This is a genomic window from Allobosea sp. Tri-44 (assembly GCF_004123845.1).
GTDB lineage: Bacteria > Pseudomonadota > Alphaproteobacteria > Rhizobiales > Beijerinckiaceae > Allobosea.
Window position 1 is genome coordinate 1 of sequence record NZ_NBDP01000037.1, and the last position, 26,130, is coordinate 26,130.

The window sequence follows — 26,130 nt, forward strand, 5'->3', positions numbered from 1 at the left end:
AGCGTGGCCCACAGAAGACAGCCAATCAACCGAGCTAGTCGGCGACAAGGCCTATCGTTCCCATGAAGCGCAGTAGAGCGGCCCCGCCAGCGGCGGCGCCGTCTCGATGGCCGCTTTATAAGAGGAGCCAGCGAGCCATGTCAACACGGGAGATGACGAATTTTCGACGGGGCCTCACTTTTTTATCCGGCTTGCGATTTCTGCTGGTTTTTCACCGTTTCGACGCCCTCGGCACTTGGCTCGTGTCACCTCGACAACGGCCTCGCCTGCAAACAGCCGCAATTATCTCCCACAGCCGCGACGTCTGCGCGGCGGTGTTCCGTCGGGACCGGCCCCGAGATTGATTCCGGCGCGTGACCAAGGCATGCTCTCTTCTCTATAGGGTCCATGCTCAATCACGGCATCGAGCCCGGCGCCCGTCGGGCGCTTTCATGGATTCGCCAGACGCCCGATGAACGCCCCTCCGGATCTGAGAGCGCCGCATGAGCCGCTGACGCCGGAAGCGACGGCGCTTCTCGTCGATCTCGGAATCGAGCCGCCGATCACGCCCGCCGGCTCTGCGCCTGCCGGCATGGATCGCCGCGGCGTCTCGCTGCGCTGGCTCGCCGCCTGCCTGCTGGTCGGCTCATGCGGGGCGGCGCTGCTCGGCGGCGCCATTCTCGTCGCTGTGCGCGGCGACACCAGTTTCGCCGAGCGCCCGGAACCGATCACCCTGCATCAGACCACCTCGGTCGGCGGCGGCGCCCGCAAGGGCGACAAGCTCGTCGCCGAGCAGCCGATCGCCTCCGCACGGCACACGCTGCGCGCGCCGATGTCCCAGCGTATCGGCGACCGCGAAGTCATCCGGGTTCGCCCATTCGTCAGACTCTCGACCAATCTCTCGCTGACCAGCGGCGTCTACGCCACCAACATCCCGCCATTCAATCCGCTGCGGCTCTTTGCCGAGGGGGCGCCCGGCAGCGAGCGCTATGCCGAGCCGGTCACCGAGATGCCGGATGCCGACGTCTCGATCACCAAGCGCGATCTCGCCGATCTGCCGGTCACGCCGGGCAAGGCCAACCTGACCGACGCCGACGTGATCAACCAGATGGAGGAGGAGCGCGCCAATCTCGCCGCCGCCGACCGCCGGGCCGCCTTGCCAATTCCGCCGCAGCTGATGCTGAGCCGTACGCTCGCCCAGGGCAGCCAGGCTGCCGGCGCCGGCAGCCTGCTCTCCTATGCGCCTGCGACCGACACCTCGTTCTCTGGCATCGAGGTCCGTGTCGTTCCGGAGAACGTGACAAACGCGCCAAAGACCCCGATCGCCGCTTCGCGCGAGCCGCTGGTCGAAGAGAAGCTGCTGATCACCCGCCGCGGCGAGAATTTCGAGACGGTGGTCCGCAATGCCGGCGCCAACCGTGACCAGATCGTCTCGATGATGAAGGCGTTCGATGGCCGGGTGAAGGTTGCCGCCTTGCCGGAAGGCCAGGTCCTGCAGGCGCTGTTCGCGCCTGGCCCGCGCCCCGGCGATCCACGTCAGATCGCCCGCGTCGCCTTGCTCGAGAACGGTCGCCCCTCGGCGGTGATCGCGGTCAACGACAAGGGTCTCTTCGTCCCTGTGGCCTTGCCGAGAACCGAGGCGGTCGGCCCACAGCCGAAATCGCAGACCAATCCGGAGGAAGACGAAGAGGATGAAGAGGAAGGCGGCACTGGTGCTCGCCTCTATGAGAGCCTCTACGAGACCGGACTGCGCCACGACCTGCCGCGCCCGCTGATCGACGAGCTCGTGCGCATCTTCTCCTATGACCTCGATTTCCAGCAGCGCGTCCGCGGCGGCGACAATCTCGAGGTCATCTTCACCGACGAAGACGAGGGCGAACGCGCCGAGATCCTCTCGGCCACGCTCACCATCGGCGGCGAGACCAGGCAGGTCTTCCGCTATCAGGCGCCCGAGGACGGGCTGATCGACTATTTCGACCCTGAAGGCCGGTCGCTGAAGAAGTTCCTGCTACGCAAGCCGATCACGGACGCAGAAATGCGCTCGGGCTTCGGCATGCGTTACCACCCGATCATGCGCTATTCGAAGATGCACACCGGCGTCGACTGGGCCAACAAGATCGGCACGCCGATCCTCGCCGCCGGCAATGGCACCATCATCAAGGCGGAGTGGGATTCCGGCTATGGCCGCCGCATCGAGATCCAGCACGCCAACGGCTACGTCACGGCCTATTCGCATCAATCGGCCTTCGCCAAGGGCATCGCGCCCGGCGTCAAGGTCCGCCAGGGCCAGGTAATCGGCTTCCTCGGCAATACCGGCCTCTCGACCGGCCCGCATTTGCACTACGAGGTCATGGTCAACGGCAATTTCGTCAACCCGATGAAGATCAAGGTGCCGCGCGGCCGCGAGCTCGACGGCAAGGCCCTCGCCGAATTCAAGCGCCAGCGCGACGAAGTCCAGGGCCTGATCGAGAAGGCCGGAGGCCAAACCGCGCAATTGCGCTGATATTCCACCTCCGTCACAGGCCAGATGCTCTCCTCGCTGCTCATCGTTCTGCCCGTCTTCGGCCTGATCGCGATCGGCTATGCTGCGCGCTGGGTGAAACTGCTGCGCGAAACCACCGGCGAGGGCCTCTCCGATTTCGTCTTCGTCCTCGCCGTCCCCTGCCTGCTGTTCAAGACGCTGGCGACGGCCGCGATCCCGCCGGACCAGCCCTGGGGCTACTGGGTCTCCTATTTCACCGGCCTCGCCATCGTCTGGATCATCGCCCAGCTCGTGGCGCGACAGCTATTCGCCCGCAAAGGTCCCGAGCTTGTCGTCTCGGGCTTTGCCGCGGCGCAGTCGAACACGGTCTTCGTCGGCGTACCGATGATCCTGAAGGCCTATGGCGAAGCCGGCGCCGTCCCGCTCGGTCTGCTGCTCGCGGTGCATCTGCCGGTGACGATGACGGCTGCGACCCTGCTCGCCGAAGGCCGGGGCACGTCGCCGCTCCTGTTGCTCAAACGGCTGTTTACCCACCCGATCGTCGTCGGCATCCTGCTCGGCAGTGCAGCGCGCCCGTTCGTCGCCCTGGTTCCAGCGCCACTCTGGTCGATCGTCGACCTGATCGCGGGTGCGGCCGTTCCCTGCGCGCTGATCAGCCTCGGCATTGCGCTGAGGCGTTACGGCCTGGCCTCCGGCATCGGCCTGCCGGCAGTGCTGAGCTTCCTCAAGCTCGTGCTGCACCCGCTCATCGTCTTCCTGCTGGCGACGAAGGTGTTTTCCATGCCCACGGCCTGGGCGGGCGTCGCCGTGCTCTTCGCCGCCTGCCCTTGCGGGATCAACGCCTATCTCTTCGCCGAGCGCTACAAGCAGGGCGTCGCCGATGCGTCCAGCGCAATCGCGCTCTCGACCGCGCTCTCGCTCTTCACCACGATCGGCTGGCTGACCTTTCTGGGCGTCGGCTGACCGAGCTGTCCTTGCCCGATCGGCAGCGATTCACGTGAAACCGAGCTGCCTTCGAATCGCCTCCGGCGTCACCCCTTCCGCCCGCAGATCGGTGAGACTCCGCGATAGCCGGCTCTTGGCCAGCTTCTGCCCGGTCTCGTCGATCAACAGCCGGTGGAAATGATAGCGCGGCGTCGGCAGACCGAGCAGGCGCTGCAGCAGGACATGAACGTCGGTCGCGGCTTCGAGATCCTCACCTCGCACGACATGGCTGACGCCCTGGAGCGCGTCGTCGACGACCACCGAGAGATGATAGCTCGTCGGCACATCCTTGCGCGCCAGCACGACATCGCCCCAGCGCGCCGGATCGACCGTGACCTCGCGCTCCTCTCCATTGTCGTCGAAGAGACGATAGAAGAGTCCCTCGCCGGCCGTTCTCGCCAAGGCCCGGTCCATGGCGAGCCGCAACACATGCGGTTCGCCTGCCTCGAGGCGCCGCTGCACATCCGCCTCGCTCAGCAAGCGGCACGTCCCCGGATAGAGCGCCGCGCCGTCGGGATCGCGCGGCCAGGGCGTTCCGGCCTCGGCCTCGCGCCGCTTGACCGCGTCCTTCACCTCCTGACGCGAGCAGAAGCAAGGATAGCCCAGTCCCATCGCATCGAGCCGATCCAGCGCCCGGCGATAATCGTCGAAATGCTCGGATTGCCGCCGGGCATCGGCCGAGAACGATATTCCGAGCCAAGCGAGGTCATCATGGATGCTCTGCTCGAACTCAGGCCGGCAGCGGATGCGGTCGATATCCTCGATCCTAAGCAGGAGTTCGCCGCCAAAGCGCGCCGCCAGCCGCTCATTGACCAGAGCCGAATAGGCATGGCCGAGATGGAGCCGCCCGTTCGGGCTCGGCGCAAACCGGAAGACAGGGGAAGACGATACCATCCTCTCCTGTCTATGGTTCGCCGCGAGCCTCGCCAAGCCCGGCCTCCTGACAGAACCCGGAACCGCGATCGGCGATAGAGCAATTCCAGCAAAAGCGCGTAGCGGTTTTGCGTCAGGAATTGCGTGAAACAAGGAGATAGAGCGTTGGAGGCGAACCTGTGTTCGCCGGAAATGCTCACCGGATCAACATGACGACAATCTCCAGCACAGCCGATCTCGAAGAGGGCATGGCAGTGCTCATCGCTCTCGACCCCATTTGGGAACAGATCATCGCGCGCACCGGCATCCCGCCGCTGCGCCGGCGCGAGAGCGGCTTCTTGAGTCTCGCTTCGATCATCGTCTCGCAGCAGCTTTCGGTGGCAAGCGCGCGCGCCGTCTGGGCTCGGGTCGAAAGCGTGCTCAGCCCACTGACGCCGGAACGCGTCCTTGCTGCCAGTGATGAGGAGATGCGGCTTTCAGGCTTGTCTCGGCCGAAGCAGAAGACGCTGCGCGCTGTCGCCGCGGCGATCGTCGAGGATCAGCTTAATCTCGCCGCGCTCGAGGCGGCGACACCGGAATTCGTCCATGAGCACATGACCGCGGTCTCGGGAATTGGCCCGTGGACGGCGGATGTCTACCTGCTGTTCTGCCTCGGCCATCGCGACGGCTTCGCCGCCGGCGACCTTGCGGTTCAGGAAGCGGCGAAGGTCGCCTTCAATCTGCCGGTGCGGCCGAAACCTGCCGAACTGGCCGCACTGGCGGAGGCTTGGCGGCCCTGGCGCGGCGTCGCCGCACGCTTGCTCTGGGCCTATTATGCCGCGCTGAAATCGCGCGAAGGCATCAACGCGTAGAGCATTTTCGAGCGAAGTGGATACCGGTTCGCGTGAAGAAAATGCGATAGAATAAAGATCTGGAGCACTTCCGCGATTCGGAGAAAAGCGGAAGTGCTCCAGGATCAGCCCTTGATCACCTTGAGAGCCGCCTGGCTCGCTGCGCGCAACAGGCCGGTATCGCTCATCACCGTGACAAGCCGGGCGCCGAGCGCGACGCCTTCCTTGGCGCGCTCAGCGGTCCCTGCATAGAAGGCGACCGGCTTCTTCACCGCATTGGCCCGCGCCACGATATGGCGCATCGCATCGTCGACCTCCTTGGCCGAGGCATTGATGGAGGCGCCGCCCGACAGCGCGATCGAGAGATCGGAAGGGCCGACGAAGAGCGCATCGATCCCGTCGATGGCGAGCATGTCGTCGACGATCGCCATCGCCTCGCGGGTCTCGATCATCGCGAAGGTCAGCGAGAAGTCGTTGGCCTGCGTGAGATAGCTGTTCTGGTCGAGCCCGGAGGCGCCGAGGCCGCCATAGCTGCCCCAGCTGCGCTCGCCGAGCGGCGGGTACTTGGCATAGGCCGCAAGGCGGCGCGCATCCTCGATCGTATTGATCATCGGCGCGATCACGCCGGAGGCGCCGGAATCGAACAGCTTCGAGACGTTCTGGAACTCGCCGACCGAAATGCGCGCAATCGCCGGCTTGCCGGCAGCGTTGATCAACGGGATCGCCCGGATGACCTCTGCCAGCGTGATCGGGCCATGCTGCATGTCGAGCGTGACCGCGTCGAAGCCTTCTTGCGCCAGGATCGCGGCGACGCTCGGATCCGGCAGCCCGCACCAGGCGGAAAGCAGCGTCTCGCCCTTGGCGAGGCGATCAGCGAGCGAGGACAGCACGGTCGGCTTGGCGGCGGTCATGAGCGCATTCATCCGGTTGCCCGCTCTTCACCACTGGCGGGTCCAGCGACCCTGAACCGAACCGGCGGTGAAAGGCAAACGCTGCGGCATGCGCCATGCTCAAGGGCGCAATGCGGCCAAGGCCGCATTGCGCCCGAGCGTTACTCAGCGGCCGGCCTGGATCTCGTCGGCGGCCTTGATCAGCAGCTCGGTCATGGTCCGGCGGATCTCGTCGTCGGCGACGGTGACGCCGCCCGCAGCGAAATCGGCCTTGACCTTGCGCAGCACGTCGTCGTCGCCCGCTTCCTCGAAATCGGCGAGCACGACGGACTTGGCATAGGCATCGGCATCGGCGCTGCTCTTGCCGAGCTTTTCCGCAGCCCACAGGCCGAGCAGCTTGTTGCGCCGGGCCGTCGCCTTGAAGCGGAGCTCCTCGTCATGCGCGAACTTGTTCTCGTAAGCGTCCTTGCGCTGGTCGAAGGTGGTCATGTGGTTCTTATCCTCTTCGGAGCGGCAATCTTGCTGCGGCGCGATATCAGCCTCGCCATATAGCAATGTGATGGCAGTGCGGGCTAGAGGCCAGCTGTCCAAGCTGATCCGGCACGGTCAAATCCGACGTCGCGACCTCGCCTCAGGCGCTTTGTTGCGTTTGCAGCACGAAAGGCCCATATAGCGCGAAGTGTGGCCGGTTCTCAGGGAGCAAGGCCCGCATGAACCAGCCGGACCGGCGCGCCAGGATCGAACTCGACAGAGCAACGAGATTGCGCGAGAGCGTGCTGAAAAGGGCCATGATCCCGCCGCGGGCAACCGCGACCAGAGAGAGGCCGACCCTTTGGATTTCCTCAAGCCACGGTATATCCCGATGAACCGCCGCCGTCGCATTTACGAAGGCAAGGCGAAGGTCCTCTATGAGGGACCGGAGCCCGGAACGCTGATCCAGCATTTCAAGGACGACGCGACCGCCTTCAATGCCAAGAAGCATGAAGTGATCGACGGCAAGGGCGTGCTGAACAACCGCATCTCCGAGCACATCTTCAGCAACCTCAACGACATCGGCGTTCCCACGCATTTCATCCGCCGGCTCAACATGCGCGAGCAGCTGATTCGCGAGGTCGAGATCATTCCGCTCGAGGTCGTGGTCCGCAATGTCGCGGCCGGCTCGCTTTCGACCAAGCTCGGCATCGAGGAAGGCACCCAGCTGCCGCGCTCGATCATCGAGTTCTACTACAAGAACGACGCGCTGGGCGATCCGATGGTCTCGGAAGAGCACATCACCGCCTTCGGCTGGGCGACGCCGCAGGAGATCGACGACATCATGGCGCTCGCCATTCGTGTCAATGATTTCCTGTCCGGCCTCTTCCTCGGCGCCGGCATCCGGCTCGTCGACTTCAAGATCGAGTGCGGCCGGCTGTGGGAAGGCGAGATGATGCGCATCGTCGTCGCCGACGAGATCAGCCCCGATTCCTGCCGGCTCTGGGACATCCGGTCGAAGGACAAGATGGACAAGGATCGCTTCCGCCGCGACCTGGGCGGACTGATCGAGGCCTATACCGAAGTGGCGCGCCGCCTCGGTATCCTCGGCGAGAACGAAAAGCCGGGCCCGGCAGGCCCCCGGCTGGTGCAATAATTGCCGCGCCTGGTGCAGTGACCGCCGCGGCTACACAATCTCTGATTGTCGGACGGGGGCGCTTGCGCTCCCGTTTGCGTTTGGGCGCGCTCGCGCTGGGCGTTCTGCTGATCGCCGGCTGCGCCGACCATTTCGGCCCGGGCCTGGTCCAGCTTGCCGCCGGCCGCGGCTGGGAGCCGTTACCGATCCAGAACTGGGTGGTCAACGACGGCATCAATCCGAAGGCGATGGTTTTTTGCACGCCGCAGGACTGCGAGCGGCCGGGCGTCGCCGCGCTGCTGAGCTTCGAAGGCCGCGAAGCCGCCGACATGGCGAAAACCCTCGCCCTCGATCCGGCCCGGCTGGCACGCGAATTCTCGAAGCGCCCAAAGGCAAAGCAGGCCGCCAAGCCGGCAAGCACCACTACGGTCTCCCGCTTCAAGCAGGACGGCACCAATGGCATCCTCGTCGAGATCCGCGCCAAGGAAGGCGGCCGCCTCGCCTCGACCGCCATCCTCTACGCCCGCAAGGACAATACGCTCGCGATGGCGATCGCGGTGACCGATGACTCGCAAGCCGCCCAGGATTTCGCCCGCGCCACCTGGGCGAGCCGCTGAAATGGTTGAGCCTGCACCGATTCGCCGCTAAGCGAACCGCAAGCGCCCTGTTCCGGAGATCACGATGAAAGCCCGCGTCACTGTCACCCTCAAGACCGGCGTGCTCGACCCGCAGGGCAAGGCGATCGAGGGCGCGCTGAAATCACTCGGCATCGACGGTGTCAGCTCGGTCCGCCAGGGCAAGGTCTTCGACATCGAGCTCGACGGCGCCAACAAGGCCGCCGCCGAGGCCGCCCTCAAGGCCGCCTGCGAGAAGCTCCTCGCCAACACCGTGATCGAGAATTACCGGGTCGAGTTGCAGGGATGAGCCAGGAAACGTCGATGGTCGTCCCGGCGACGCCGGCCGATATCGACGCGATCATGGCCTGCGAGCGCAGGCCCGGCTACGAGGCGACCGTTGGCCGCTGGAGCCGCGAGCAGCATCTCGCCGGCATGGCCGACCCTACGCATCGCTATTTTGTCGCCCGCCGACCGGGCGGCGCCATCGCAGGCTTCGTAATGCTGCAGGACGTCGGTATCGAAACCGGTTCCCTGCTGGTTCGCCGGATTGCCGTCGCCGAGCAGCGGAGCGGTCACGGCCGGCAATTGCTCGGCCATGCGCTGCACGTGATCTTCGACGAACTCGGCGCACGCAGCGCTTGGCTCGGCGTTCGCGCGCATAATGCATCTGGCATCGCTCTTTACTCTTCCTTCGGGATGAGGGAGGAGAGCCGCCGCGAAGAGCCGGAGCCCAGCGGCGAAGCCGTTACGGTGATAACCATGGCGATGAACGCCGAGACCTACCGCCAGTCAAAAAGGGCCAATCCATGAAGGCTGCCGTCATCACCTTCCCCGGCTCGAACCGCGATGGCGACGTCGCCAAGGCGCTGCGTCAGGCCGGCGCTCATGTAGCGCATGTCTGGCATGGCGATTACGAGTTGCCGGCCGGGACCGACCTCGTCGTCCTGCCGGGCGGCTTCTCCTATGGCGATTATCTGCGCTGCGGCGCCATCGCCGGCCGCGCTCACATCATGGACGCGACACGGGCACACGCGGCCCGCGGCGGCCTCGTGCTCGGCATCTGCAACGGCTTCCAGATCGCTTGCGAGGCCGGGCTGCTGCCGGGCGTGCTCGCCCGCAACGCCGATCTGAAATTCGTCTGCAGGCGCCAGCATCTCACGGTCGAGCGCAACGACACCGCCTTCACCTCAGCCTATACCAAGGGCCAGGTGATCGATGTCTGCATCGCCCATGGCGAGGGCAACTATATCTGCGATCCGGAAACGCTCGCCCGGCTCGAAGGCGAGGGGCTGGTCGCCTTCCGCTACTGCGACGCCGACGGCAAGGTGACGGCGGAGGCCAATCCGAACGGCTCGCTGGACGGCATCGCTGGCATCTACTCGCCCGGCCGCAACGTACTCGGCCTGATGCCGCATCCGGAAAACCTGATCGATGGTCTCGTCGGCGGCACCGATGGGCGCGGTATGTTCGCAAGCCTGATGAGCGGCAAGAAGGCGGCGTGAGCGACGCGCCGCCACTGGTCGAGGGCCGCCAGTCCCTCATCCCGGACTGGAGTCTCGTACTGCCCTTCCCGATGGCCCGCCGCGTCGAGGATGGCTCGCTGGTCTTCTGGCATAGCCCACGCGGCCTGACTTTCTGGCTCAACGCTTACGATGCCGGCGATCCTGACGATGCACTTGCCGAGTGGCGGGAAATCCACGCCTCTGCCGCTTTCGATCTGATCGAGGAGCGCGAGACCGACTTCATCCGTTTCGCTTATCGCCTCCATGAAGATGCGGACGATGGGCGCCAGCCCGCTTTCTACGGCTTCGCTTGCGCCCGTGATGGCGGGCAGATCCACATCGCCGGCTATTTCGATGAGCCCGGCCTGCTCGATGCCGTGCTCGCGACCTGGCGCAGCCTGCGCTTCGGCCCGCCGCTGCAATAGGCCTGCTCAGTTACCCTTCTGCGCCCGCGCCAGCATGCGCGACGCCGCCGCGCCGTCGAGCGGACCGACATGCTTGTCGAGGATTCGCCCGTCCGGCCCGATCAGGAAGGTCTCGGGCACACCGTAGACGCCCCAGTCGATGGCGGCCCGGCCACTGCGATCGACGCCGACAGCGGAATAGGGATTGCCGAGCGCGCCGAGGAAACGGCGCGCATTCTCGGCCTCGTCCTTGTAGTTGAAGCCGACGAGCGCGACCTTGCCCTGCTTCACCGCGGCTGAATCCGCCATGGCGACGAGGAAAGGGTGCTCGACCCGGCAAGGCGCGCACCAGCTCGCGAAGACATTGACGATCGTCGCCTTGCCCTTGGCGAGCCCCGCCATGTCGAAGCTCGGCACCGGCTGGCCGTCGCGCTGTAGCCCCTCCAGCGGAGGCAATGTGATCGCCGGCGCCGGTTTGCCGATCAGCGCCGAGGGCACCTTGCTGGCATCGCCGGAGAACAATCCCTTGGCGAATACCGCGGCCAGCGCCGCGAACACAATCAGCGGGATCGCATAGAGCCAGGGCGAGCGCCGCGGCGGGGAGGTCGCAGCCTCGCTCATGACGTGCTGCCGCCGCGACGGCCCACACCGCGCTCCTCCAGCGCCGCCAAGGCCCGCCTCTGCGCCCTCCGGTCGAGCAGGATCGTTGTCGCCAGGCCGAGCAGGATCACCGCAGCAGCCAGATAGGCGGCGAGGATGAAACCGGCATGGGGTCCGAGTGCGTCCATCATTGTGCCGCCTGCAAGGACAGCCGGTCGAGGCGCTCGGCCTCGAAGATCGTCAGCGTGCGGACCCGGCGGCGGATGATTTCGGCCTGCATCGCAGCGAAGTGAAGCGCAAGCGCCAGCAGGGTGAAGCCGAGCGCGGTGATTACGAGCGGCCAGAGCATCGAGGCATGGATGGTCGGCCCGCCCAGCCGCAGCACCGAGGCCGGCTGGTGCAAGGTGCTCCACCAATCGACCGAGAACTTGATGATCGGGATGTTGACGCAGCCGACCAGCGTCAGGATCGCGACGGCGCGGCCGGCGCGCGACGGTTCGTCGATGGCGCGGCGCAGCGCGATGACGCCGAGATAAAGCAGGAACAGCACCAGCATCGAGGTCAGGCGCGCATCCCAGACCCAGTAGGTGCCCCACATCGGCTTGCCCCAGAACGAGCCGGTCAGCAGGCAGATCAGCGCGAAACAGGCGCCGATCGGCGCCGCAGCCTGCTGGGCGACGTCGGCGAGCGGATGGCGCCAGACCAGCACGCCCAGCGCCGAGAGTGCCATCATCGAATAGAACATCAGCGCCAGCCAGGCGGCCGGCACATGGATGTACATGATCTTGATCGTCTCGCCTTGCTGGTAATCGGCCGGCGCGACGAACCAGACGAGATAGAGGCCGATGGCGAGCAACAGCGCCGCCGCACCCGTGAGCCAGGGCAGCAAAATTCCAGACAGGCGCATGAAGCGCGCCGGATTGGCCAGTTCGGTAAGGCTCGCCATGGAGGTGGTGGCCGGCTCTGCTCTTCTTTCGACGAGGAAGCATGTAGCAACCGCCGGCCCGGCTCACAATCGATGAGCCACCCCTGCGACGATGACGCCCGGACGGGCGCTAGCCCTTATCTGACGCGTTAGGCACAGTGCCCGCGTCGTTCTCGATAACGCTGAAGCTGCCTGAACGGGCGCCATCGGCGGCGACGTTGAAGCCCTCGGCGCTCAGGCCACGCCTGAGCAACTCCCGCACCGCGGCCGCGCGGCTCGGCATACGCTTGTCAAAGCGCCAATTCTCGACGGCGCGGAGCTCTTCCGCGCTCAGCATGATCTGCAGACGTTCGCCGCGTTCCAGGTCCGACATGGCGCGCCCCCATCGCGCTAAGAATGAGTAAGTGACTATATGAGCACAAACTGCTCATTCGCAAGTGGCAGCGACACCAGCGGTACCTTAGCGTCATGCCATTCAGGCGCTAGCACTGCAACTTACTAACTAATTGAAATTACTAGATTTTTATTTGCCTTCCCTGCGATTCCGGGCTAACGCTCGGTGCAGGAGGGATTGTCATGCTCATCACGCTTTCCGATCTCATGCGGCGCGATATCGAAACGACTCTGCGTTCGAAGGTCGGTGAATCGCGTGTCGTCAATGTCTTCGGCGTGGCCGAAGAGGTCCAGCTCCGTTTCGTCGACGACAACGTCGCGCTCGAGGATATCGCCGCCGTCGTCGCCCGTCTCGCATCTCAATCCGGCTGCGCGCTGGAACTGGACCGGGGCGAGCTGTCCGCGGGCTGAATCGTCAGTCGGGCTGGCGCAGAGCCGCCGCCGCCGCGACGCAGCCCACGGCCGCAGCCATCAGCGACAGCGCGGCCAGAATCAGCAACGGACTCTGCAGAGACATCGGCCCGCTTGCTGCGCCCGAGGCCGAGACACCGAAAATCAGCACCGGCACGCAGAGCGGCGCCACCAAAATGGGCAGGATCAGGCCGCCACGGCGCAGGCTCGCGGTGAGTGCTGCGGCTGCAGCGCCGATGAAGCTCAACGCCGGCGTGCCGAGCGCCAGACTCGCTGCCAGCGGCAGCACCCCCTCCGCCGGCAGGGCGACGAGCAGCCCCAGCAGCGGCGCAGCCAGGGTCAGCGGCAGGCCGGTCGTCAGCCAGTGCGCCAATGCCTTGGCGAACACGGCGAACTCCAGTGGTAGCCCGGCACCGTGGATGAGATCGAGCGAACCGTCCTCCTCATCGGCCTGAAACAGCCTGTCGAGCCCGATCAGCGTCGCCAGCAATGCCCCCAGCCAGAGGATGGCCGGGCCGATCCGCGACAGCAGGTTGAGGTCGGGTCCGAGCGCGAACGGGATCAGCACGACCACGGTGAGAAAGAAGACGAGCGCGAGCTCGCCGCCGCCGCCGGCCCGGACCGCCAGCGCAAGATCGCGCTTCAGGATGGCGAGGAAAGCGCGGCTCACGGCCCGATCCTGAGCTCGCGCGCGCCATCGAGGCCGAGCGGTCCGTGGGTCGCGGCGAGGATCGCCCCGCCTGCCGCCAGATGCGCCCGCATCAATCCGGAGAGCATTGCCTGCGAGCCCGCGTCGAGTGCAGCAAAAGGCTCGTCGAGCAACCAGAGCGGCCGCGACGACACCAGGAGCCGCGCCAGCGCCACCCGCCGCCGCTGGCCGGCGGAGAGATAGCCGACCGGCAGGGCTCCGATATGCGGCAGGCCGACCGTGGCGAGCGCCTCGGTCGGGGTCAGCCCCGGTGCGCCGAGCAGGTCCTGCGCGAAACGCAGGTTCTCCGTTGCCGTTAAAGCAGTCTTCAGCCCGTCGCGGTGACCGACCAGATGGGCTGCTTCGGCCAGCGGCATGTCGTCGAGGCCATCGAGCCTGATGGCCCCAGCCTCTGGGCGCAAACGTCCGCACAGCATGGCGATCAGGCTCGACTTGCCGGCGCCGTTGCGGCCGGTGAGCGCGATCGCCTCGCCACTCGCCAGGTCAAAGCCCACGCCGTCGAAGATCGCGCGGCCGCCGCGGCGGCAAACGAGCCCTTCCGCCGTCAAGGCGAATGTCTGGTATCGGATTTGCGTCACGGCGAACCTGTCATCCCGGAGGTCATTACCGTTTCGCCCAACGCATATCGAGCCTGTAGCGGCCTTCTTGGAATTGATCTATAGAACCCGTGGCTACGCCGCACGCCGATCCGGCGCGGGGCTCGGGCACTCCCGGGGCGGCGAGCGCGTCATGCGCAATAGGCCTTCGACCGGATTCATCCGCAAGGACGGTCCGGCTCGCGACCGCAACCCCTTGATCAGGATAGCCCGCATGGCTTCGCTCGACTCGTTCAAATGCCGCCAGACGTTGACCGTCGGCGATAAGACCTATGAATATTACTCGCTGCCGCTTGCCGAACAGAACGGCCTGACCGGCATCTCGAAGCTGCCCTTCTCGATGAAGGTGCTGCTCGAGAACCTGCTTCGCTTCGAGGATGGCCGCTCGGTCTACAAGGCCGACATCGAAGGCTTCGTCGCCTGGCTGACCGACAAGGGCACCGCCGGCAAGGAGATCGGCTTTCGCCCCGCGCGCGTGCTGATGCAGGATTTCACCGGCGTCCCGGCCGTCGTCGACCTTGCCGCGATGCGTGACGGCGTCGTCGCGCTCGGCGGCGACCCCGCCAAGATCAACCCGCTGGTTCCGGTCGACCTCGTCATCGACCATTCGGTCATCGTCGACGAGTTCGGCTCGCCCAAGGCGCTCTCGCAGAATGTCGAGCTCGAATATGAGCGCAATGGCGAGCGCTACCGCTTCCTGAAATGGGGCCAGGGTGCCTTCGACAATTTCCGCGTCGTTCCGCCCGGCACCGGCATCTGCCACCAGGTCAACCTCGAATACCTCGCCCAGACCGTCTGGACCCGCAAGGAGACCATCGACGGCCAGGAGGTCGAGGTCGCCTATCCCGACACCGTCGTCGGCACCGATTCGCACACCACCATGGTCAACGGCCTGGCCGTCCTCGGCTGGGGCGTCGGCGGCATCGAGGCAGAGGCCGCCATGCTCGGCCAGCCGCAATCGATGCTGCTGCCCGAGGTGATCGGTTTCAAGCTGACCGGCTCGCTGAAGGAAGGCATCACCGCCACCGACCTCGTGCTGACCGTTACCCAGATGCTGCGCAAGAAGGGCGTCGTCGGCAAGTTCGTCGAGTTCTTCGGCCCCGGCCTCTACAACCTGACGCTGGCCGACCGCGCGACCATCGCCAATATGGGCCCGGAATACGGCGCGACCTGCGGCTTCTTCCCGGTCGATGGCGAGACGCTGGACTATCTCACCACGACCGGCCGCGCGCCTGAGCGCATCGCGCTGGTCGAGGCCTATTCGAAGGCGCAAGGGCTGTTCGCCACAGTTGAGATGGCCGATCCGGTCTTCACCGACACGCTCGAACTCGACCTTTCAACCGTGCAGCCCTCGATGGCCGGCCCCAAGCGCCCCGAAGGTCGCGTCGATCTCGGCGCCGTCGCCAAGGGCTTCGCCGCGGCGATGGAGACCGACTACAAGAAGGCGGCCGAGATCTCGCGCCGCGTGCCCGTCGAGGGTCAATCCTTCGACCTCGGGCATGGCGATGTCGTCATCGCCGCGATCACATCCTGCACCAACACCTCCAACCCCTCGGTGCTGATGGCGGCGGGCCTGCTCGCCCGCAACGCGGTCGCCAGGGGTCTCAAGGTCAAGCCCTGGGTCAAGACCTCGCTGGCCCCCGGCTCGCAGGTCGTGGCGGAGTATCTCGCCAAGTCTGGCCTCCAGACCGATCTCGACAAGCTCGGCTTCAATCTGGTCGGCTTCGGCTGCACCACCTGCATCGGCAATTCCGGCCCACTGCCCGCGCCGATCTCGAAGGCGATCAACGAGCAGGGACTGATCGCCGGCGCCGTCATCTCCGGCAACCGCAATTTCGAGGGCCGCGTCTCCCCCGATGTACAGGCGAACTATCTGGCATCGCCGCCGCTCGTCGTCGCCTATGCACTCGCCGGCTCGGTCCAGATGGACCTGACGAGCGAGCCGCTCGGTACGGGCTCGGACGGAAAGCCGGTCTACCTCAAGGACATCTGGCCCTCCAACAAGGAGATCCAGAGCTTCATCGCCCAGAACGTCACGCGCGCCATCTTCGAGGCGAAGTACGCCGACGTGTTCAAGGGCGACGCGCACTGGCAGGCGGTCAAGACCCCGTCGAGCCAGACCTATGCCTGGGAAGACGCGTCGACCTATGTCCAGAACCCGCCCTATTTCCAGGGCATCAGCAAGACCCCGACGCCAGTCACCGACATCGTCGGCGCCCGCGTGCTCGGCCTGTTCGGCGACAAGATCACCACCGACCACATCTCGCCGGCCGGCTCGATCAAGGCGGCTTCGCCTGCCGGCCATTATCTCAGCGAGCATGGCGTCGCGGTTGCCGACTTCAACCAGTACGGCACGCGCCGCGGCAATCATGAGGTGATGATGCGCGGCACCTTCGCCAATATCCGCATCCGCAACCACATGATGGGTCCGAACGGGCGCGAGGGCGGCTACACCATCCACTATCCCAGCAAGGAAGAGCTGCCGATCTACGATGCGGCGATGCGCTACCAGGCTGAGAAGGTGCCGCTGGTGATCTTCGCCGGTGTCGAATACGGCAACGGCTCGTCGCGCGACTGGGCCGCCAAGGGCACCAACCTGCTCGGCGTCAAGGCCGTGATCGCCCAGAGCTTCGAGCGCATCCACCGCTCGAACCTGGTCGGCATGGGCGTGGTGCCGTTCACCCTGCAGGAGGGCACGAGCTGGGCCTCGCTCAACCTGAAGGGCGACGAAAGCGTGACGATCAAGGGCCTCGCCACCGTCAAGCCGCGCCAGACGCTCGAAGCCGAGATCACCTATGCCGACGGCACGGTGAAGAAGGAGCCGATCCTCTGCCGGATCGATACGCTGGACGAGCTCGACTACTTCAAGAACGCCGGCATCCTGCACTACGTGCTGCGCGGCATCGCTGCGTAAAGGCTCGACGCCGATACTATCGAGACGCCCGGCCGCAAGCCGGGCGTCTCTCTTTGGTCCCGACGGTTGTCCAATCTTGCACGCAGGTGTAAGGGGGCGGTCACAGCCATCCTCGGCGGGGGGCTTGGGGCAGGCGCGGGGCGAACGCGCCCGGACGCCATCCGCCATCATCATCCAAGACGGAGCACCCGCATGTCCGCCACGTTCGAGACGGTCGCCGGCATTATTTCGGAGACTTGCGACATTCCTCGCGAGAAGATCACGCCCCAAAGCCACGCGATCGAAGATCTCGGCATCGACTCCCTCGCCTTTCTCGACATCGCCTTCGCGATCGACAAGGCCTTCGGCATCAAGCTGCCGCTCGAGCAGTGGACCCAGGAGGTCAACGAGGGCAAGGCGCCGGCTGAGCAGTATTTCGTGCTCGAGAACCTGTGCAAGCGCATCGACGACCTCGTCGCCGCCAAGGTCGCCTGAGCAAGCTCCGGCCCGCAGGGGCTGCCGCAAGAGCAGGATGCGAAAAAGTGGGAACCGGTTTTCGCAAGAATCCTGCTCTCACTCTTTGATGAGAGCCGGACGTTGAAACGCCGCAGGCGGGGCAGAACCCCGATCGCGGCGAGACGGGTTGGAGCCGCATGCGCCTTGAATATTTCGAGATGATCGATCAGGTCGAGAGCTTTGATCGGGCGGCCAAGCGGATCGTGACCTGCTCGACTGTTCCAGCCGAAAGCCCGGTCTTCGAAGGCCACTTCCCCGGCCATCCGCTCGTTCCTGGCGTGCTGCTCACCGAAACCATGGCCCAGGCTTCCGGCTATCTGCTGCTCGGGCTGAACCACCTGACGCAGATGCCGTTCCTGATGATGGTCGACAAGGCGCGTTTCCGCACCTTCGTCGAACCCAACGCGGTGCTCGACGTCAGCGCCGAGCTCGTCCATGAGGGCTCCGGTTACGCTGCGACAAAGGCAAAGATTGCGATCGCCGGCAAGCCGATCTGCGATGCCGAGCTGCGCTTCCGCTTGATGCCGTTCCCCGCCGATATGCACGTCCTGATGCAGGCCCGGCTCAAGGCCATCGGCCTCTCCCCGGAGGCAGCCTGACATGGCCCGCGACGTCGTCATCACCGGCATCGGCCTCGCCTCCAGTCTTGGCGAGGGCGTCGAGGCCCATGCGCAGGCGCTTGCGGCGAACGCAGCGCCGACCGTCGATATCAAGAACTTCGCGCCCTACCCGCTGCACCCGTTGAAGCCGCTTGAACTCGACCGGCAGATCCCGAAGAAGTCCGACCAACGCCAGATGGAGCCCTGGCAGCGCCTCGGCGTCTATGCCGCTGGCCTCGCGCTCGATGATGCCGCCCTTAAGGACGACGCCGAGGCCAAGAGCCAGCTCCAGGTCATCGTCGCCGCCGGCGGCGGCGAGCGCGACCACGCTGTCGACGCCGCTGTGCTGGCGGGTTTGCGCAATGCGAACCAGCCGGGCGCGTTCCTCAACGAACGGCTGATGAGCGATCTCAGGCCGACGCTGTTCTTGGCCCAGCTCTCCAACCTGCTCGCCGGCAATATCGGGATCGTCCACGGCATCACCGGAGCCTCGCGCACGCTGATGGGCGAGGAGCAGGCCGGCGTCGATGCGATCCGCACCGCCCAGGGCCGCATCGCGGCCGGCCAGGCCGACCTCATCCTCGTCGGCGGCGCCTACAATGCCGAACGCCGCGACATGCTGCTGCTGTTCGAGCTCGGCGGCTTCCTGCGCGCCACAGACTTCGCCCCCGTCTTCGAGCGCACCGATGCACCCGGCATGATCACTGGCAGCGCCGGCGCCTTCCTCGTGCTCGAATCGGCCGAGCGTGCCGCTGCCCGTGGCGCCAAGGTCCATGCCCGGCTGAGCCATGCAGGCGCTCATCGCAGTCGCCGCCAGCCCGGCTCGGTCGCCAAGGCGCTCGATGAGCTGCTCGCCGGCTTCGGTCCGCTTGCGCCCGACGCACTCGTGATCTCGGCCGCGACCGGCTGCGCCGGCATCACCGACGAAGAGGCAGCCGCGATCGCCAAGGCCGTGCCGGATGCGCGCCGGACCGCCACCGGAGACCTCGTCGGCCATTCCATCGAAGCCGCCTTCCCGATCTCGGTCGCGCTGGCTGCCGCCGCGCTCTCGACCGGCGCGGCGAAAGAAGCGATCGTCACCGGCGCAGCGCATTGGCGCGGCGAAGGCGCCGCTCGGTTGGTCAAGGCTTGAGGAGAGGCGTCATGGGTGCAAACCATCGCGACAGCCAGGGCCGGCCGATCGTCGCCGTCACCGGCCTCGGTATCGTCACCTCGCTCGGCCAGGGCAAGGACGCCAACTGGGAAGCCCTGACTGCCGGACGTTCCGGCATTCACCGCATCGAGCGCTTCCCGACCGAGGGCCTGCGCACCACCATCGCAGCGACCGTCGACTTCCTGTTCGACGGCTCCTTCGCCGCCCCGGAGCTCTCCGAGAAACTCGCAACGCTCGCCGCCGAGGAAGCGGTCGCGGAGAGCGGCCTCGGCACGGCCGGCGATTTCCCGGGTGAGCTCTTCATGGCGGTGCCGCCGGTCGAGATGGAATGGCCCCAGAAGCAGGAACTGGCGCAAGCGATCGAGGGCGAAACCGACTACGATGCGCTGCTGCGTGTCGCCGCCGGCCACAAGCACCAGGCGATGCACGAGCTCTTCCTGTTTGGCGGCGTCGCCGAGCACATCGCCGAGAAGTTCGGCACCAAGGGTTCGCCGATCTCGCTGTCGACCGCCTGCTCGTCCGGCGCGACCGCGATCCAGATGGGCGTCGAGGCCATCCGCCGCGGCGAAACCGAAGCTGCGCTCTGCATCGGCACCGACGGCTCGGTCCATGCCGAGGCGCTGATCCGTTTCTCGCTGCTCTCCGCCCTCTCGACCCAGAACGACCCGCCGGAGGCCTCAGCCAAGCCATTCTCCAAGAACCGCGATGGCTTCGTCATGGGCGAAGGCGCCGGCGCGCTGGTGCTGGAGGATTACGACCACGCCCTGGCCCGCGGCGCCACCATCCTCGGCATCGTCGCCGGCTGCGGCGAACGCGGCGACGGCTTTCACCGCACCCGCTCGAGCCCGGATGGCAAGCCGGCAATCCTCGCCATGCAGGACGCGCTCGCCGATGCCGGCCTCAGCCCGGACGATGTCGACTACATCAACGCACACGGCACTTCGACGCCCGAGAATGACAAGATGGAGGCAATGAGTTGCTCCGCCGTCTTCGGCGAGCGCATGGCGAAGCTCCCAATCTCGTCGAACAAGTCGATGCTCGGCCATACGCTGACGGCTGCCGGCGCGGTCGAGGCGGTGATTTCGCTGCTGACGATCGCCAATGGCCGCATCCCGCCGACGATCAACTACAACCAGCCCGACCCAGCGATTGCGATCGACGTCGTCCCCAACCAGGCCCGCGACGCCAAGGTGCGCACCGTGCTGTCGAACTCCTTCGGCTTCGGCGGCCAGAACACCTGCCTCGTCCTCACCGCAGAGCCGAAAGCAGCATGAGCCGGGTTCTCGTCACCGGTGGCGCCAAGGGCGTCGGCGCCGCGATCGTGCGGGCACTCGCTGCATCCGGGCACGATGTCGACTTCACCTACCGCTCCTCGGGCGAGCAGGCGCAGGCTCTCGCCGCCGAGATCGCCGCCACCGCGCCGGGCCGCAGCGTGCGCGCCCTGCCGCTCGACCTCTCCGACAAGGCGACGCTCGACGCCTTTTGCGAACAGTGCGAGGACGAAGCTTATTTCGGCTTCATCCACAACGCCGGCCAGCCTTATGACGCGCTCGCCGCCATGCTGCTGCAGGACAAGGCGGAAGCGACGATGCAGGTCAATTTCTGGGCCTTCACTCGCCTCGCCAAGAGCCTGATGCGCGGCATGATCCGCGCCAGGGCCGGCCGCATCGTCGCGATCGGCTCGGTCGCGGCGCTACGCGGCAATCCCGGCAACGCGGCCTATGCCGCCTCCAAGGGCGCGCTGATCTCCTACGCCAAGACGCTCGCGGTCGAGACGGCTAAGCGCGGCGTCACCGTCAACGTGATTGCGCCGGGCTTCGTCGACACCGACATGATGGCGCCCTACGCCGCCTATCGCGACAAGATGGAAGGCCAGATTCCGGCCGGGCGCTTCGCCAGGCCGGAAGAGGTTGCTGGCCTCGCCGCCTTCCTGCTGAGCCCTCCGGCCGCCTACATCACCGGTACGGTCCTGCCGATCGACGGCGGGGTGACCGCGCAGATGGGCGTGCATCGCTAGGCGTGCTCCGCTTCACGTGAAACACCTGATCGACAGATTTGGCCTTTGCCGGTACTGCCGGGGCCAGTTCTGAAAGGCTTGAACACCCCATGCTCTCGCTCCAGCTCCACGGCGACCGTGATCTTCGCCTCGAACAGATCGACCCGCCGCCTCCGCCGGCCGCCGGCGAGGTCCAGATCCGCGTGCGCGCCGTCGGCCTGAATTATCTCGACCTCTGGGGCTTCCGCGGCATGGCCTTCGCCAAGCGCAAGATGCCGCAGGCGGCGGGCGTCGAGGCAGCCGGCGAGGTCGTCGCCGTCGGCGAGGGCGTCTCGCGCTTCCGCGAGGGCGACACCGTGACCATGTACGGCGCCGAGACCTGCGGCCAGTGCAAGGCCTGCCGGGAGGGCCGCGACAATCTCTGCGAGAACGTCGCCGGCATCATGGGCTTCCACATCGACGGTTTCGCCCGCGAGCTGATCAACCGGCCCGAGCGCCTGGTGATCAAGGCGCCGAAGGGCGTCTCCTTCGAGGAAGCCGCCTGCGCCCCGATCGGCTTCGGCACGGTCCAGCACATGCTGTTCGACAATGCCAGGCTGGAGCCCGGCGAGTCGATCCTGGTCCATGCCGGCGGCTCCGGCATCGGCACGGCGGCGATCCTGATGGCCAAGGCGATCGGCTGCACCGTCTACACCACAGTCGGCGACGACGAGAAGGGTGCGAAAGCCAAGGCGCTCGGCGCCGATTTCGTCGTCAACTACAAGACCGAGCGCTTCGAGGGCGAGGTCCGGCGCCTGACCAAGCGCAAGGGCGTCGACGTCGTCTTCGAACATGTCGGAGCCGACACCTGGAACGGCTCGCTGCTCTGCCTGAAACGCGGCGGCCGCCTCGTCACCTGCGGCGCCACCTCCGGTCCTTCGGCGACGATCAACCTAATGCAGCTCTTCCAGCAGCAATACCGCATCACCGGCTCGTTCGGCTGCCGGATGGAGAACATCGCCAAGTCGCTTGATAAGATGGCGGGCGGAATGAAGCCGGTGATCGATTCGGTCTTCCCGCTCGCCGAGTTCGAGCAGGGCCTCGCCCGGATCGAGGGCCGCAAGGTCTTCGGCAAGGTCATCGTCACGCTCTGAACCGGTCTCGATGAGCCGGCGCGACTTGACGTGCCGGCCACAATCCCGCAAGTCGCGCCGCAATGGCGAGGTCCGGTCCGGACGTTGCGCCGGCGGACCGGGCTGGGATTTTGAGGCAGCTGAAACAATTCGCGACGCGCATCGGCGCTGCGCTGATGATCGGGCTCATCCGCGCGATCTTCGCCTTCCTGCGCGCGCTCGGGCCGGAAAAGGCCTCCGATCTCGGCGGCCGGCTCTTGCGCAGCGTCAGCCCGCTGATCCCGGTCAACCGCGTCGCCTATGCCAATATCCGCGCCGCCTTCCCAGGGATCGATGAAGCCGAGGTCAAACGCATCGCCCGCGGCGCATGGGAGAATCTCGGCCGCACCGTCGCCGAATACGCCCATCTCAAGACGCTGTTCGACTACGACTACCACAACCCCGATCCGAACGGCCGGATCGAGGTCGTCGGCATCGAGCATTTCATCGCGCTGAAGGACGACGAGAAGCCGGGACTGATCTTCTCGACCCATCTCGGTAATTGGGAGCTGCCGGCGATCTGCGCCGCCACCTACGACCTCGACACCACCGCCGTTTTCCGTGCTCCCAATGATCCGGCGATCGCCGCCGTGGTCCACGAAATCCGTTCCGGCGCCATGGGCGGGCTCGCCGCCGCCAAGCAGGGCGCCGCCTTCGCCATGCAGGGCGTGCTCGAGAATGGCGGCCATCTCGGCATGCTGATCGACCAGCATTTCACCCGCGGCGTGGTCGTGCCCTTCCTGGGGCGCCCGGCGCTGACAAACCCGATCCTCGGCAAGTTCGCCCGCCGCTTCGAATGCCCGGTGCATGGCGTGCGCGTCATCCGCCTGCCGAACCGGCGCTTCCGCATCGAACTGACCCCGCCGCTCGACCTGCCGCGCGACGCCAACGGTGAGATCGACGTCACCGGGGCCATGGCGATGATGACCGCCGTGGTCGAGGGCTGGGTCCGCGAGCATCCCGAGCAATGGCTCTGGATGCACCGGCGCTGGCGCCCGAACCTGATCGGCGCCGAGGCCCTGGCACGTTTTCGCGAGCAGGCGCCGCAGAAGCCGGTTTTCAAGGCAACGTGATTTCCAATTGAGCGGGGAGTAGCGCTTTTGGTAACCGCCTGCTTTTATACAGGCGTCGAGTTCGAACTGATGGTCCGCCACACCCGCAAGATCGCTGCTGCCGCCCTTCTCCTGCTCGCAGGATTGCCGGCGCATGCCCAACAGCCTGCGGCCCGGCCGAAGGCGGTGGTCGAGCTTTTCACCAGCCAGGGCTGCTCGTCCTGCCCGGCCGCGGACGCGCTCTTTACCGAGCTGGCCAAGGATCCGCGCCTGATCACGCTGACGCTGCCGGTGACCTACTGGGATTATCTCGGCTGGAAGGACACGCTCGGCCAGGAGGTCTTCGGCAAGCGCCAGAAGCTCTATGCCAAGGCGCGCGGCGACGGCCAGATCTACACGCCGCAGGCAGTGGTCAACGGCGCCGCCCATATCGTCGGCTCCGACAAGGGCGGCATCGACAAGCTCGTCCAGGAGCAGGGCAAGGACGGCTTTCCGGTGAAGGTCGATCTCGCCGAGACGGATGGCGCACTGCGCATCGCTCTAGGCGGAGCACCCTTTACGAGTGAGAAGCCCGCCGTGGTCTGGCTGCTGCAGGTCAGCCGCACCGCCAGCGTGCCGATCGAGCGCGGCGAGAACAGCGGCAAGACCGTGACCTATGCCAATGTCGTGCGCGGCATCAGCCGCATCGGCGAGTGGAACGGCCAGGCCGCGACCTTGAGCGTACCGCTGGAAACTGTCCGCTCCGCCGCGAAGGCTGACAGCTACGTCGTTCTTGTCCAGGGCGACCTCTACGCCCGCCAAAGCGCGATCCTCGGCGCCGCGCGCGGTCCGGCGAAGTAACCGCTAGAGAATCACCACCTTGTTGGGGAGTTCGTCGACATCGTCGACGGCAGGCGGGGCGTGGGCGGCCAGCACGATGCCGACGTCGCGTACGGCCGCAATCAACCCCTCGCGCAGAGCATCTTGCGCTGCCGCCGCGAGCAGGGGCTCGACGATCTTCCGCCAGGCCTCGCTGTCGACCTTTGCCGAAATCCCCGCATCAGCGACGACCTCGGCATAGCGCTCCTGTACGGCGATGTAGAGCAGTACGCCGGTACGACCGCGCGTGAGCGTCAGCCCGCGCGCCGTGAACTCGCGCAGCGCCGTCTCATGCGCCTGCCGCCGCTTGACGAAGCCGGGCACGAAGCGCCCGCCGCGCCCGTACCAGAGCAGGGTCGCGAGCAGCAGCGCCGCCGCGATCAATTGGGTGAGGAAGATGCTCGCCGCGCTCAGCGTCGTCAGCAGCAGGAACGGCCAGGGCACGAACAGCGAGAGCGCCAGCGCCAGCACCAGCGGCACAGCGACATAGCTCCCGGCTGCCCGGTCGACGACGACGACGATCTCGCCGGAGGTCTGGCGCTCGGCCTCGCGCACGGCTTCGGCAATGGCGTCGCGATCGTCGGAATTCAGCATCTCACCAATCCCCCGAAGCGCCGCCGCCACCGGACGAGCCGCCACCGCCCGAGAATCCGCCCGAGCTCGAACCGGAGCTCCAGCCTCCGGAGGAGGAGCCACCGCCCCAGCCCGAACCGCCGGAGGACGGCAGGACGATCCAGCGTCCATCCCGCGTCCGGTGCTGGCGCGCACCACCAGAGGAACGCCCTAGCTCCCGCATGAAGCTCACGATCAGGATGAACACCATGATCATGACGAAAATCACTGCGGCCGTTTCGACCCAGGATGATTCGTCGCTGCGGATCTGGGCGCGGCGCTGCCATTCCTCGGCATCGCCGGTCAGGATCGACAGGATCGCGTCGACGCCGCCCTCGATACCCCCGGCAAAATCACCGTTTTTGAACTTGGGCGCGACCGCGGTGGTGATGATCACCTTGGACAGCGCGTCGGTCAGCGCGCCCTCGAGCCCGTAGCCGACCTCGATGCGCACCTTACGCTCGTTCGGTGCCACGAGGAGCAGCAGGCCGTTGTTCTTGGCCTTGTCGCCGAGCTTCCAGGCCCGGAACAGGCCGTTGGCGAACTCCTCGATCGGATAGCCCTGCAGCGAGGGCAGCGTCGCGACCACGACCTGGTCGCTGGTCTTCTCCTCATGCGCCTTCAGCTTCTGCTCGATCCGGGCAAAGGCTTCGGCATTGAGCAGGCTCGAATTATCGACGATGCGGCCGGTGAGGGCAGGATAGGTCGGCTCGGCTGCTGTGGCCAGGAATGGGAAGACGAGGAAGAGGAGCAGAAGGGCGAGTCGCCTGACAAACGTCATGCTCGGGCTCGACCCGAGCATCTCCTGATCGAGATTCTCGGGTCTGCGCTTCGCTCCGCCCGAGAATGACGGCACGTCAGTGGTCGCGGCGAGCGAGGTCACGCAAAATCACACAGTTCAGAACTTCACCGCCGGCGGCCGCTCCGCCCCTGCCGTCGCCGAGAAGCTTTCCATCGGCTTGGCGCCCCAGAACAGCTTCGCCCAGATCACGCCCGGGAAGGTCCGGATTTCCGTGTTGAAGGCCTGCACCGTCTGGATGTAATCGCGCCGGGCCACCGCAACGCGGTTCTCGGTGCCTTCGAGCTGCGATTGCAGGGCCAGGAAGTTCTGGTTCGACTTGAGGTCGGGATAGCGCTCCACCGTCACCAACAGCCGCCCGAGCGCGCCGGAAAGCTGGTTCTGCGCGTCCTGGTATTCCTTGAACTTGGCGGCGTCGGTGATGGTCGAGGCGTCGACCTTGACCTGCGTCGCCTTGGCGCGCGCCTCGATCACCTGGGTCAGCACCTCGCGCTCCTGCTGGGCATAGCCCCTCACGGTCTCGACCAGATTGGGGATCAGGTCGGCGCGGCGCTGGTACTGGTTCTGCACCTCGCCCCAGGCCGCCTTGGCCTTCTCCTCCAGCGTCGGCACATTGTTGTAGCCGCACCCTGCGAGCGCGAGCCCGAACAGCCCGACCAGCAGCATGACGAGGGGCCGGCGAACCACCGGAGACTGCGCG

31 protein-coding genes are annotated in these 26,130 nt (G+C 66.2%); 19 read left to right on the plus strand and 12 right to left on the minus strand.

Annotation, left to right across the window (positions count from 1 at the left end):
* Positions 1 to 451: 451 nt before the first annotated feature.
* Both B6S44_RS22350 and B6S44_RS22355 read left to right on the plus strand, forming a co-directional pair.
* A complete protein-coding gene (locus B6S44_RS22350; RefSeq protein WP_248309709.1) occupies positions 452 to 2,482 on the plus strand; it encodes a M23 family metallopeptidase in 2,031 nt (676 codons plus the stop codon).
* A 24-nt stretch (positions 2,483 to 2,506) separates the two neighbouring features.
* Positions 2,507 to 3,424, plus strand: a complete 918-nt coding sequence (locus tag B6S44_RS22355; protein WP_129159106.1) for an AEC family transporter — start codon at positions 2,507 to 2,509, stop codon at positions 3,422 to 3,424.
* Between the two features lie 30 nt (positions 3,425 to 3,454).
* Here B6S44_RS22355 and gluQRS read toward each other — a convergent pair whose 3' ends face one another.
* Positions 3,455 to 4,339, minus strand: a complete 885-nt coding sequence (gene gluQRS / locus B6S44_RS22360; RefSeq protein ID WP_129159107.1) for a tRNA glutamyl-Q(34) synthetase GluQRS — start codon at positions 4,337 to 4,339, stop codon at positions 3,455 to 3,457.
* Between the two features lie 188 nt (positions 4,340 to 4,527).
* On the opposite strand from gluQRS, the gene B6S44_RS22365 reads away from it, so the two are divergent.
* Positions 4,528 to 5,169 (plus strand): DNA-3-methyladenine glycosylase family protein, encoded by a 642-nt coding sequence (locus B6S44_RS22365; protein WP_129159108.1) that lies wholly within the window; start codon positions 4,528 to 4,530, stop codon positions 5,167 to 5,169.
* A gap of 104 nt (positions 5,170 to 5,273) precedes the next feature.
* On the opposite strand, the gene B6S44_RS22370 is transcribed toward B6S44_RS22365, so the two are convergent.
* Together B6S44_RS22370 and B6S44_RS22375 are read right to left on the minus strand one after the other, a co-directional pair.
* A complete protein-coding gene (locus B6S44_RS22370) occupies positions 5,274 to 6,059 on the minus strand; it encodes an HpcH/HpaI aldolase family protein (RefSeq protein WP_129159109.1) in 786 nt (261 codons plus the stop codon).
* Between the two features lie 144 nt (positions 6,060 to 6,203).
* Complete coding sequence (locus B6S44_RS22375) at positions 6,204 to 6,527, minus strand: DUF1476 domain-containing protein (RefSeq protein WP_129159110.1); 324 nt, start codon at positions 6,525 to 6,527, stop codon at positions 6,204 to 6,206.
* A gap of 343 nt (positions 6,528 to 6,870) precedes the next feature.
* Between B6S44_RS22375 and purC the strand changes: the two genes are divergently transcribed.
* The 6 genes from purC to B6S44_RS22405 all read left to right on the plus strand — a co-directional run bounded on the left by purC (position 6,871) and on the right by B6S44_RS22405 (position 10,188).
* Positions 6,871 to 7,665, plus strand: a complete 795-nt coding sequence (gene purC, locus B6S44_RS22380; protein ID WP_126114755.1) for a phosphoribosylaminoimidazolesuccinocarboxamide synthase — start codon at positions 6,871 to 6,873, stop codon at positions 7,663 to 7,665.
* 62 nt (positions 7,666 to 7,727) lie between these two features.
* On the plus strand, positions 7,728 to 8,261 hold the full coding sequence (locus B6S44_RS22385) for a hypothetical protein (RefSeq protein ID WP_129159111.1): 534 nt from the start codon (positions 7,728 to 7,730) through the stop codon (positions 8,259 to 8,261).
* Positions 8,262 to 8,325: 64 nt separating this feature from the next.
* Positions 8,326 to 8,568: a phosphoribosylformylglycinamidine synthase subunit PurS gene (gene purS / locus B6S44_RS22390; protein WP_129159112.1), complete on the plus strand. Its 243-nt coding sequence runs from the start codon at positions 8,326 to 8,328 to the stop codon at positions 8,566 to 8,568.
* Positions 8,565 to 9,071, plus strand: coding sequence for a GNAT family N-acetyltransferase (locus tag B6S44_RS22395; protein WP_129159113.1), 507 nt, complete (start codon positions 8,565 to 8,567; stop codon positions 9,069 to 9,071). Before purS ends, B6S44_RS22395 begins: the two co-directional genes overlap by 4 nt.
* Positions 9,068 to 9,763, plus strand: coding sequence for a phosphoribosylformylglycinamidine synthase subunit PurQ (gene purQ, locus B6S44_RS22400; protein WP_129159114.1), 696 nt, complete (start codon positions 9,068 to 9,070; stop codon positions 9,761 to 9,763). Before B6S44_RS22395 ends, purQ begins: the two co-directional genes overlap by 4 nt.
* On the plus strand, positions 9,760 to 10,188 hold the full coding sequence (locus B6S44_RS22405) for a hypothetical protein (protein ID WP_129159115.1): 429 nt from the start codon (positions 9,760 to 9,762) through the stop codon (positions 10,186 to 10,188). Before purQ ends, B6S44_RS22405 begins: the two co-directional genes overlap by 4 nt.
* 6 nt (positions 10,189 to 10,194) lie before the next feature.
* Here the strand turns inward: B6S44_RS22405 and B6S44_RS22410 are convergent, their stop codons facing one another.
* From B6S44_RS22410 to B6S44_RS22425, 4 genes are all read right to left on the minus strand, one after another.
* Positions 10,195 to 10,788 carry a DsbE family thiol:disulfide interchange protein gene (locus tag B6S44_RS22410; protein WP_129159116.1) on the minus strand — a complete coding sequence of 198 codons (594 nt, stop codon included), beginning with the start codon at positions 10,786 to 10,788 and terminating at the stop codon, positions 10,195 to 10,197.
* Positions 10,785 to 10,958, minus strand: coding sequence for a heme exporter protein CcmD (gene ccmD, locus B6S44_RS22415; RefSeq protein WP_129159117.1), 174 nt, complete (start codon positions 10,956 to 10,958; stop codon positions 10,785 to 10,787). The genes B6S44_RS22410 and ccmD overlap by 4 nt, the downstream gene beginning before the upstream one ends.
* Complete coding sequence (locus B6S44_RS22420; protein WP_129159118.1) at positions 10,955 to 11,713, minus strand: heme ABC transporter permease; 759 nt, start codon at positions 11,711 to 11,713, stop codon at positions 10,955 to 10,957. The genes ccmD and B6S44_RS22420 overlap by 4 nt, the downstream gene beginning before the upstream one ends.
* Before the next feature lie 109 nt (positions 11,714 to 11,822).
* On the minus strand, positions 11,823 to 12,065 hold the full coding sequence (locus B6S44_RS22425; protein WP_129159119.1) for a hypothetical protein: 243 nt from the start codon (positions 12,063 to 12,065) through the stop codon (positions 11,823 to 11,825).
* A gap of 203 nt (positions 12,066 to 12,268) precedes the next feature.
* On the opposite strand from B6S44_RS22425, the gene B6S44_RS22430 reads away from it, so the two are divergent.
* Positions 12,269 to 12,496 (plus strand): hypothetical protein, encoded by a 228-nt coding sequence (locus B6S44_RS22430; protein WP_129159120.1) that lies wholly within the window; start codon positions 12,269 to 12,271, stop codon positions 12,494 to 12,496.
* Positions 12,497 to 12,500: 4 nt separating this feature from the next.
* On the opposite strand, the gene ccmB is transcribed toward B6S44_RS22430, so the two are convergent.
* A complete protein-coding gene (gene ccmB / locus B6S44_RS22435; protein WP_129159121.1) occupies positions 12,501 to 13,166 on the minus strand; it encodes a heme exporter protein CcmB in 666 nt (221 codons plus the stop codon).
* A complete protein-coding gene (gene ccmA / locus B6S44_RS22440; RefSeq protein ID WP_248309710.1) occupies positions 13,163 to 13,783 on the minus strand; it encodes a heme ABC exporter ATP-binding protein CcmA in 621 nt (206 codons plus the stop codon). The genes ccmB and ccmA overlap by 4 nt, the downstream gene beginning before the upstream one ends.
* A gap of 232 nt (positions 13,784 to 14,015) precedes the next feature.
* On the opposite strand from ccmA, the gene acnA reads away from it, so the two are divergent.
* From acnA to B6S44_RS22485, 9 genes are all read left to right on the plus strand, one after another.
* On the plus strand, positions 14,016 to 16,715 hold the full coding sequence (gene acnA / locus B6S44_RS22445) for an aconitate hydratase AcnA (protein WP_129159122.1): 2,700 nt from the start codon (positions 14,016 to 14,018) through the stop codon (positions 16,713 to 16,715).
* 192 nt (positions 16,716 to 16,907) lie between these two features.
* A complete protein-coding gene (locus B6S44_RS22450; protein ID WP_129159123.1) occupies positions 16,908 to 17,189 on the plus strand; it encodes an acyl carrier protein in 282 nt (93 codons plus the stop codon).
* A gap of 158 nt (positions 17,190 to 17,347) precedes the next feature.
* Positions 17,348 to 17,809 (plus strand): 3-hydroxyacyl-ACP dehydratase FabZ family protein, encoded by a 462-nt coding sequence (locus tag B6S44_RS22455; RefSeq protein ID WP_129159124.1) that lies wholly within the window; start codon positions 17,348 to 17,350, stop codon positions 17,807 to 17,809.
* A gap of 1 nt (position 17,810) precedes the next feature.
* On the plus strand, positions 17,811 to 18,941 hold the full coding sequence (locus tag B6S44_RS22460; protein WP_129159125.1) for a beta-ketoacyl-ACP synthase: 1,131 nt from the start codon (positions 17,811 to 17,813) through the stop codon (positions 18,939 to 18,941).
* 11 nt (positions 18,942 to 18,952) lie between these two features.
* Complete coding sequence (locus B6S44_RS22465; protein WP_129159126.1) at positions 18,953 to 20,236, plus strand: beta-ketoacyl-ACP synthase; 1,284 nt, start codon at positions 18,953 to 18,955, stop codon at positions 20,234 to 20,236.
* Positions 20,233 to 20,979 carry an SDR family NAD(P)-dependent oxidoreductase gene (locus B6S44_RS22470; protein ID WP_129159127.1) on the plus strand — a complete coding sequence of 249 codons (747 nt, stop codon included), beginning with the start codon at positions 20,233 to 20,235 and terminating at the stop codon, positions 20,977 to 20,979. The genes B6S44_RS22465 and B6S44_RS22470 overlap by 4 nt, the downstream gene beginning before the upstream one ends.
* An 89-nt stretch (positions 20,980 to 21,068) precedes the next feature.
* Entirely contained in the window at positions 21,069 to 22,091 is a 1,023-nt protein-coding gene (locus B6S44_RS22475; RefSeq protein WP_129159128.1) for a zinc-binding dehydrogenase, read from the plus strand.
* A gap of 62 nt (positions 22,092 to 22,153) precedes the next feature.
* Positions 22,154 to 23,182 (plus strand): lipid A biosynthesis lauroyl acyltransferase, encoded by a 1,029-nt coding sequence (locus B6S44_RS22480; protein ID WP_206735224.1) that lies wholly within the window; start codon positions 22,154 to 22,156, stop codon positions 23,180 to 23,182.
* A 69-nt stretch (positions 23,183 to 23,251) separates the two neighbouring features.
* A complete protein-coding gene (locus B6S44_RS22485) occupies positions 23,252 to 24,001 on the plus strand; it encodes a DUF1223 domain-containing protein (protein ID WP_129159129.1) in 750 nt (249 codons plus the stop codon).
* 3 nt (positions 24,002 to 24,004) lie between these two features.
* On the opposite strand, the gene B6S44_RS22490 is transcribed toward B6S44_RS22485, so the two are convergent.
* The 3 genes from B6S44_RS22490 to B6S44_RS22500 form a co-directional block, all read right to left on the minus strand.
* Positions 24,005 to 24,613: a TPM domain-containing protein gene (locus B6S44_RS22490; protein ID WP_129159130.1), complete on the minus strand. Its 609-nt coding sequence runs from the start codon at positions 24,611 to 24,613 to the stop codon at positions 24,005 to 24,007.
* A 1-nt stretch (position 24,614) separates the two neighbouring features.
* Positions 24,615 to 25,412 carry a TPM domain-containing protein gene (locus B6S44_RS22495; RefSeq protein ID WP_248309712.1) on the minus strand — a complete coding sequence of 266 codons (798 nt, stop codon included), beginning with the start codon at positions 25,410 to 25,412 and terminating at the stop codon, positions 24,615 to 24,617.
* Positions 25,413 to 25,529: 117 nt separating this feature from the next.
* Positions 25,530 to 26,096, minus strand: a complete 567-nt coding sequence (locus tag B6S44_RS22500) for a LemA family protein (protein WP_248309718.1) — start codon at positions 26,094 to 26,096, stop codon at positions 25,530 to 25,532.
* Between the last annotated feature and the right edge of the window lie 34 nt (positions 26,097 to 26,130).

Coding starts and splice junctions, on each gene's coding strand:
- B6S44_RS22375 (WP_129159110.1), bottom strand. CDS start 6,527: ATGACCACCTTCGACCAGCGCAAGGACGCTTACGAGAACAAGTTCGCG.
- purS (WP_129159112.1), top strand. CDS start 8,326: ATGAAAGCCCGCGTCACTGTCACCCTCAAGACCGGCGTGCTCGACCCG.
- B6S44_RS22365 (WP_129159108.1), top strand. CDS start 4,528: ATGACGACAATCTCCAGCACAGCCGATCTCGAAGAGGGCATGGCAGTG.
- B6S44_RS22475 (WP_129159128.1), top strand. CDS start 21,069: ATGCTCTCGCTCCAGCTCCACGGCGACCGTGATCTTCGCCTCGAACAG.
- B6S44_RS22480 (WP_206735224.1), top strand. CDS start 22,154: ATGGCGAGGTCCGGTCCGGACGTTGCGCCGGCGGACCGGGCTGGGATT.
- B6S44_RS22465 (WP_129159126.1), top strand. CDS start 18,953: ATGGGTGCAAACCATCGCGACAGCCAGGGCCGGCCGATCGTCGCCGTC.
- B6S44_RS22420 (WP_129159118.1), bottom strand. CDS start 11,713: ATGGCGAGCCTTACCGAACTGGCCAATCCGGCGCGCTTCATGCGCCTG.
- B6S44_RS22490 (WP_129159130.1), bottom strand. CDS start 24,613: ATGCTGAATTCCGACGATCGCGACGCCATTGCCGAAGCCGTGCGCGAG.
- gluQRS (WP_129159107.1), bottom strand. CDS start 4,339: ATGGTATCGTCTTCCCCTGTCTTCCGGTTTGCGCCGAGCCCGAACGGG.
- acnA (WP_129159122.1), top strand. CDS start 14,016: ATGGCTTCGCTCGACTCGTTCAAATGCCGCCAGACGTTGACCGTCGGC.
- purQ (WP_129159114.1), top strand. CDS start 9,068: ATGAAGGCTGCCGTCATCACCTTCCCCGGCTCGAACCGCGATGGCGAC.
- B6S44_RS22485 (WP_129159129.1), top strand. CDS start 23,252: ATGGTCCGCCACACCCGCAAGATCGCTGCTGCCGCCCTTCTCCTGCTC.
- B6S44_RS22460 (WP_129159125.1), top strand. CDS start 17,811: ATGGCCCGCGACGTCGTCATCACCGGCATCGGCCTCGCCTCCAGTCTT.
- B6S44_RS22430 (WP_129159120.1), top strand. CDS start 12,269: ATGCTCATCACGCTTTCCGATCTCATGCGGCGCGATATCGAAACGACT.
- B6S44_RS22450 (WP_129159123.1), top strand. CDS start 16,908: ATGTCCGCCACGTTCGAGACGGTCGCCGGCATTATTTCGGAGACTTGC.
- ccmD (WP_129159117.1), bottom strand. CDS start 10,958: ATGATGGACGCACTCGGACCCCATGCCGGTTTCATCCTCGCCGCCTAT.
- B6S44_RS22455 (WP_129159124.1), top strand. CDS start 17,348: ATGCGCCTTGAATATTTCGAGATGATCGATCAGGTCGAGAGCTTTGAT.
- B6S44_RS22355 (WP_129159106.1), top strand. CDS start 2,507: ATGCTCTCCTCGCTGCTCATCGTTCTGCCCGTCTTCGGCCTGATCGCG.
- B6S44_RS22410 (WP_129159116.1), bottom strand. CDS start 10,788: ATGAGCGAGGCTGCGACCTCCCCGCCGCGGCGCTCGCCCTGGCTCTAT.
- B6S44_RS22500 (WP_248309718.1), bottom strand. CDS start 26,096: ATGCTGCTGGTCGGGCTGTTCGGGCTCGCGCTCGCAGGGTGCGGCTAC.
- B6S44_RS22350 (WP_248309709.1), top strand. CDS start 452: ATGAACGCCCCTCCGGATCTGAGAGCGCCGCATGAGCCGCTGACGCCG.
- B6S44_RS22425 (WP_129159119.1), bottom strand. CDS start 12,065: ATGTCGGACCTGGAACGCGGCGAACGTCTGCAGATCATGCTGAGCGCG.
- B6S44_RS22395 (WP_129159113.1), top strand. CDS start 8,565: ATGAGCCAGGAAACGTCGATGGTCGTCCCGGCGACGCCGGCCGATATC.
- B6S44_RS22370 (WP_129159109.1), bottom strand. CDS start 6,059: ATGACCGCCGCCAAGCCGACCGTGCTGTCCTCGCTCGCTGATCGCCTC.
- B6S44_RS22470 (WP_129159127.1), top strand. CDS start 20,233: ATGAGCCGGGTTCTCGTCACCGGTGGCGCCAAGGGCGTCGGCGCCGCG.
- B6S44_RS22495 (WP_248309712.1), bottom strand. CDS start 25,412: ATGACGTTTGTCAGGCGACTCGCCCTTCTGCTCCTCTTCCTCGTCTTC.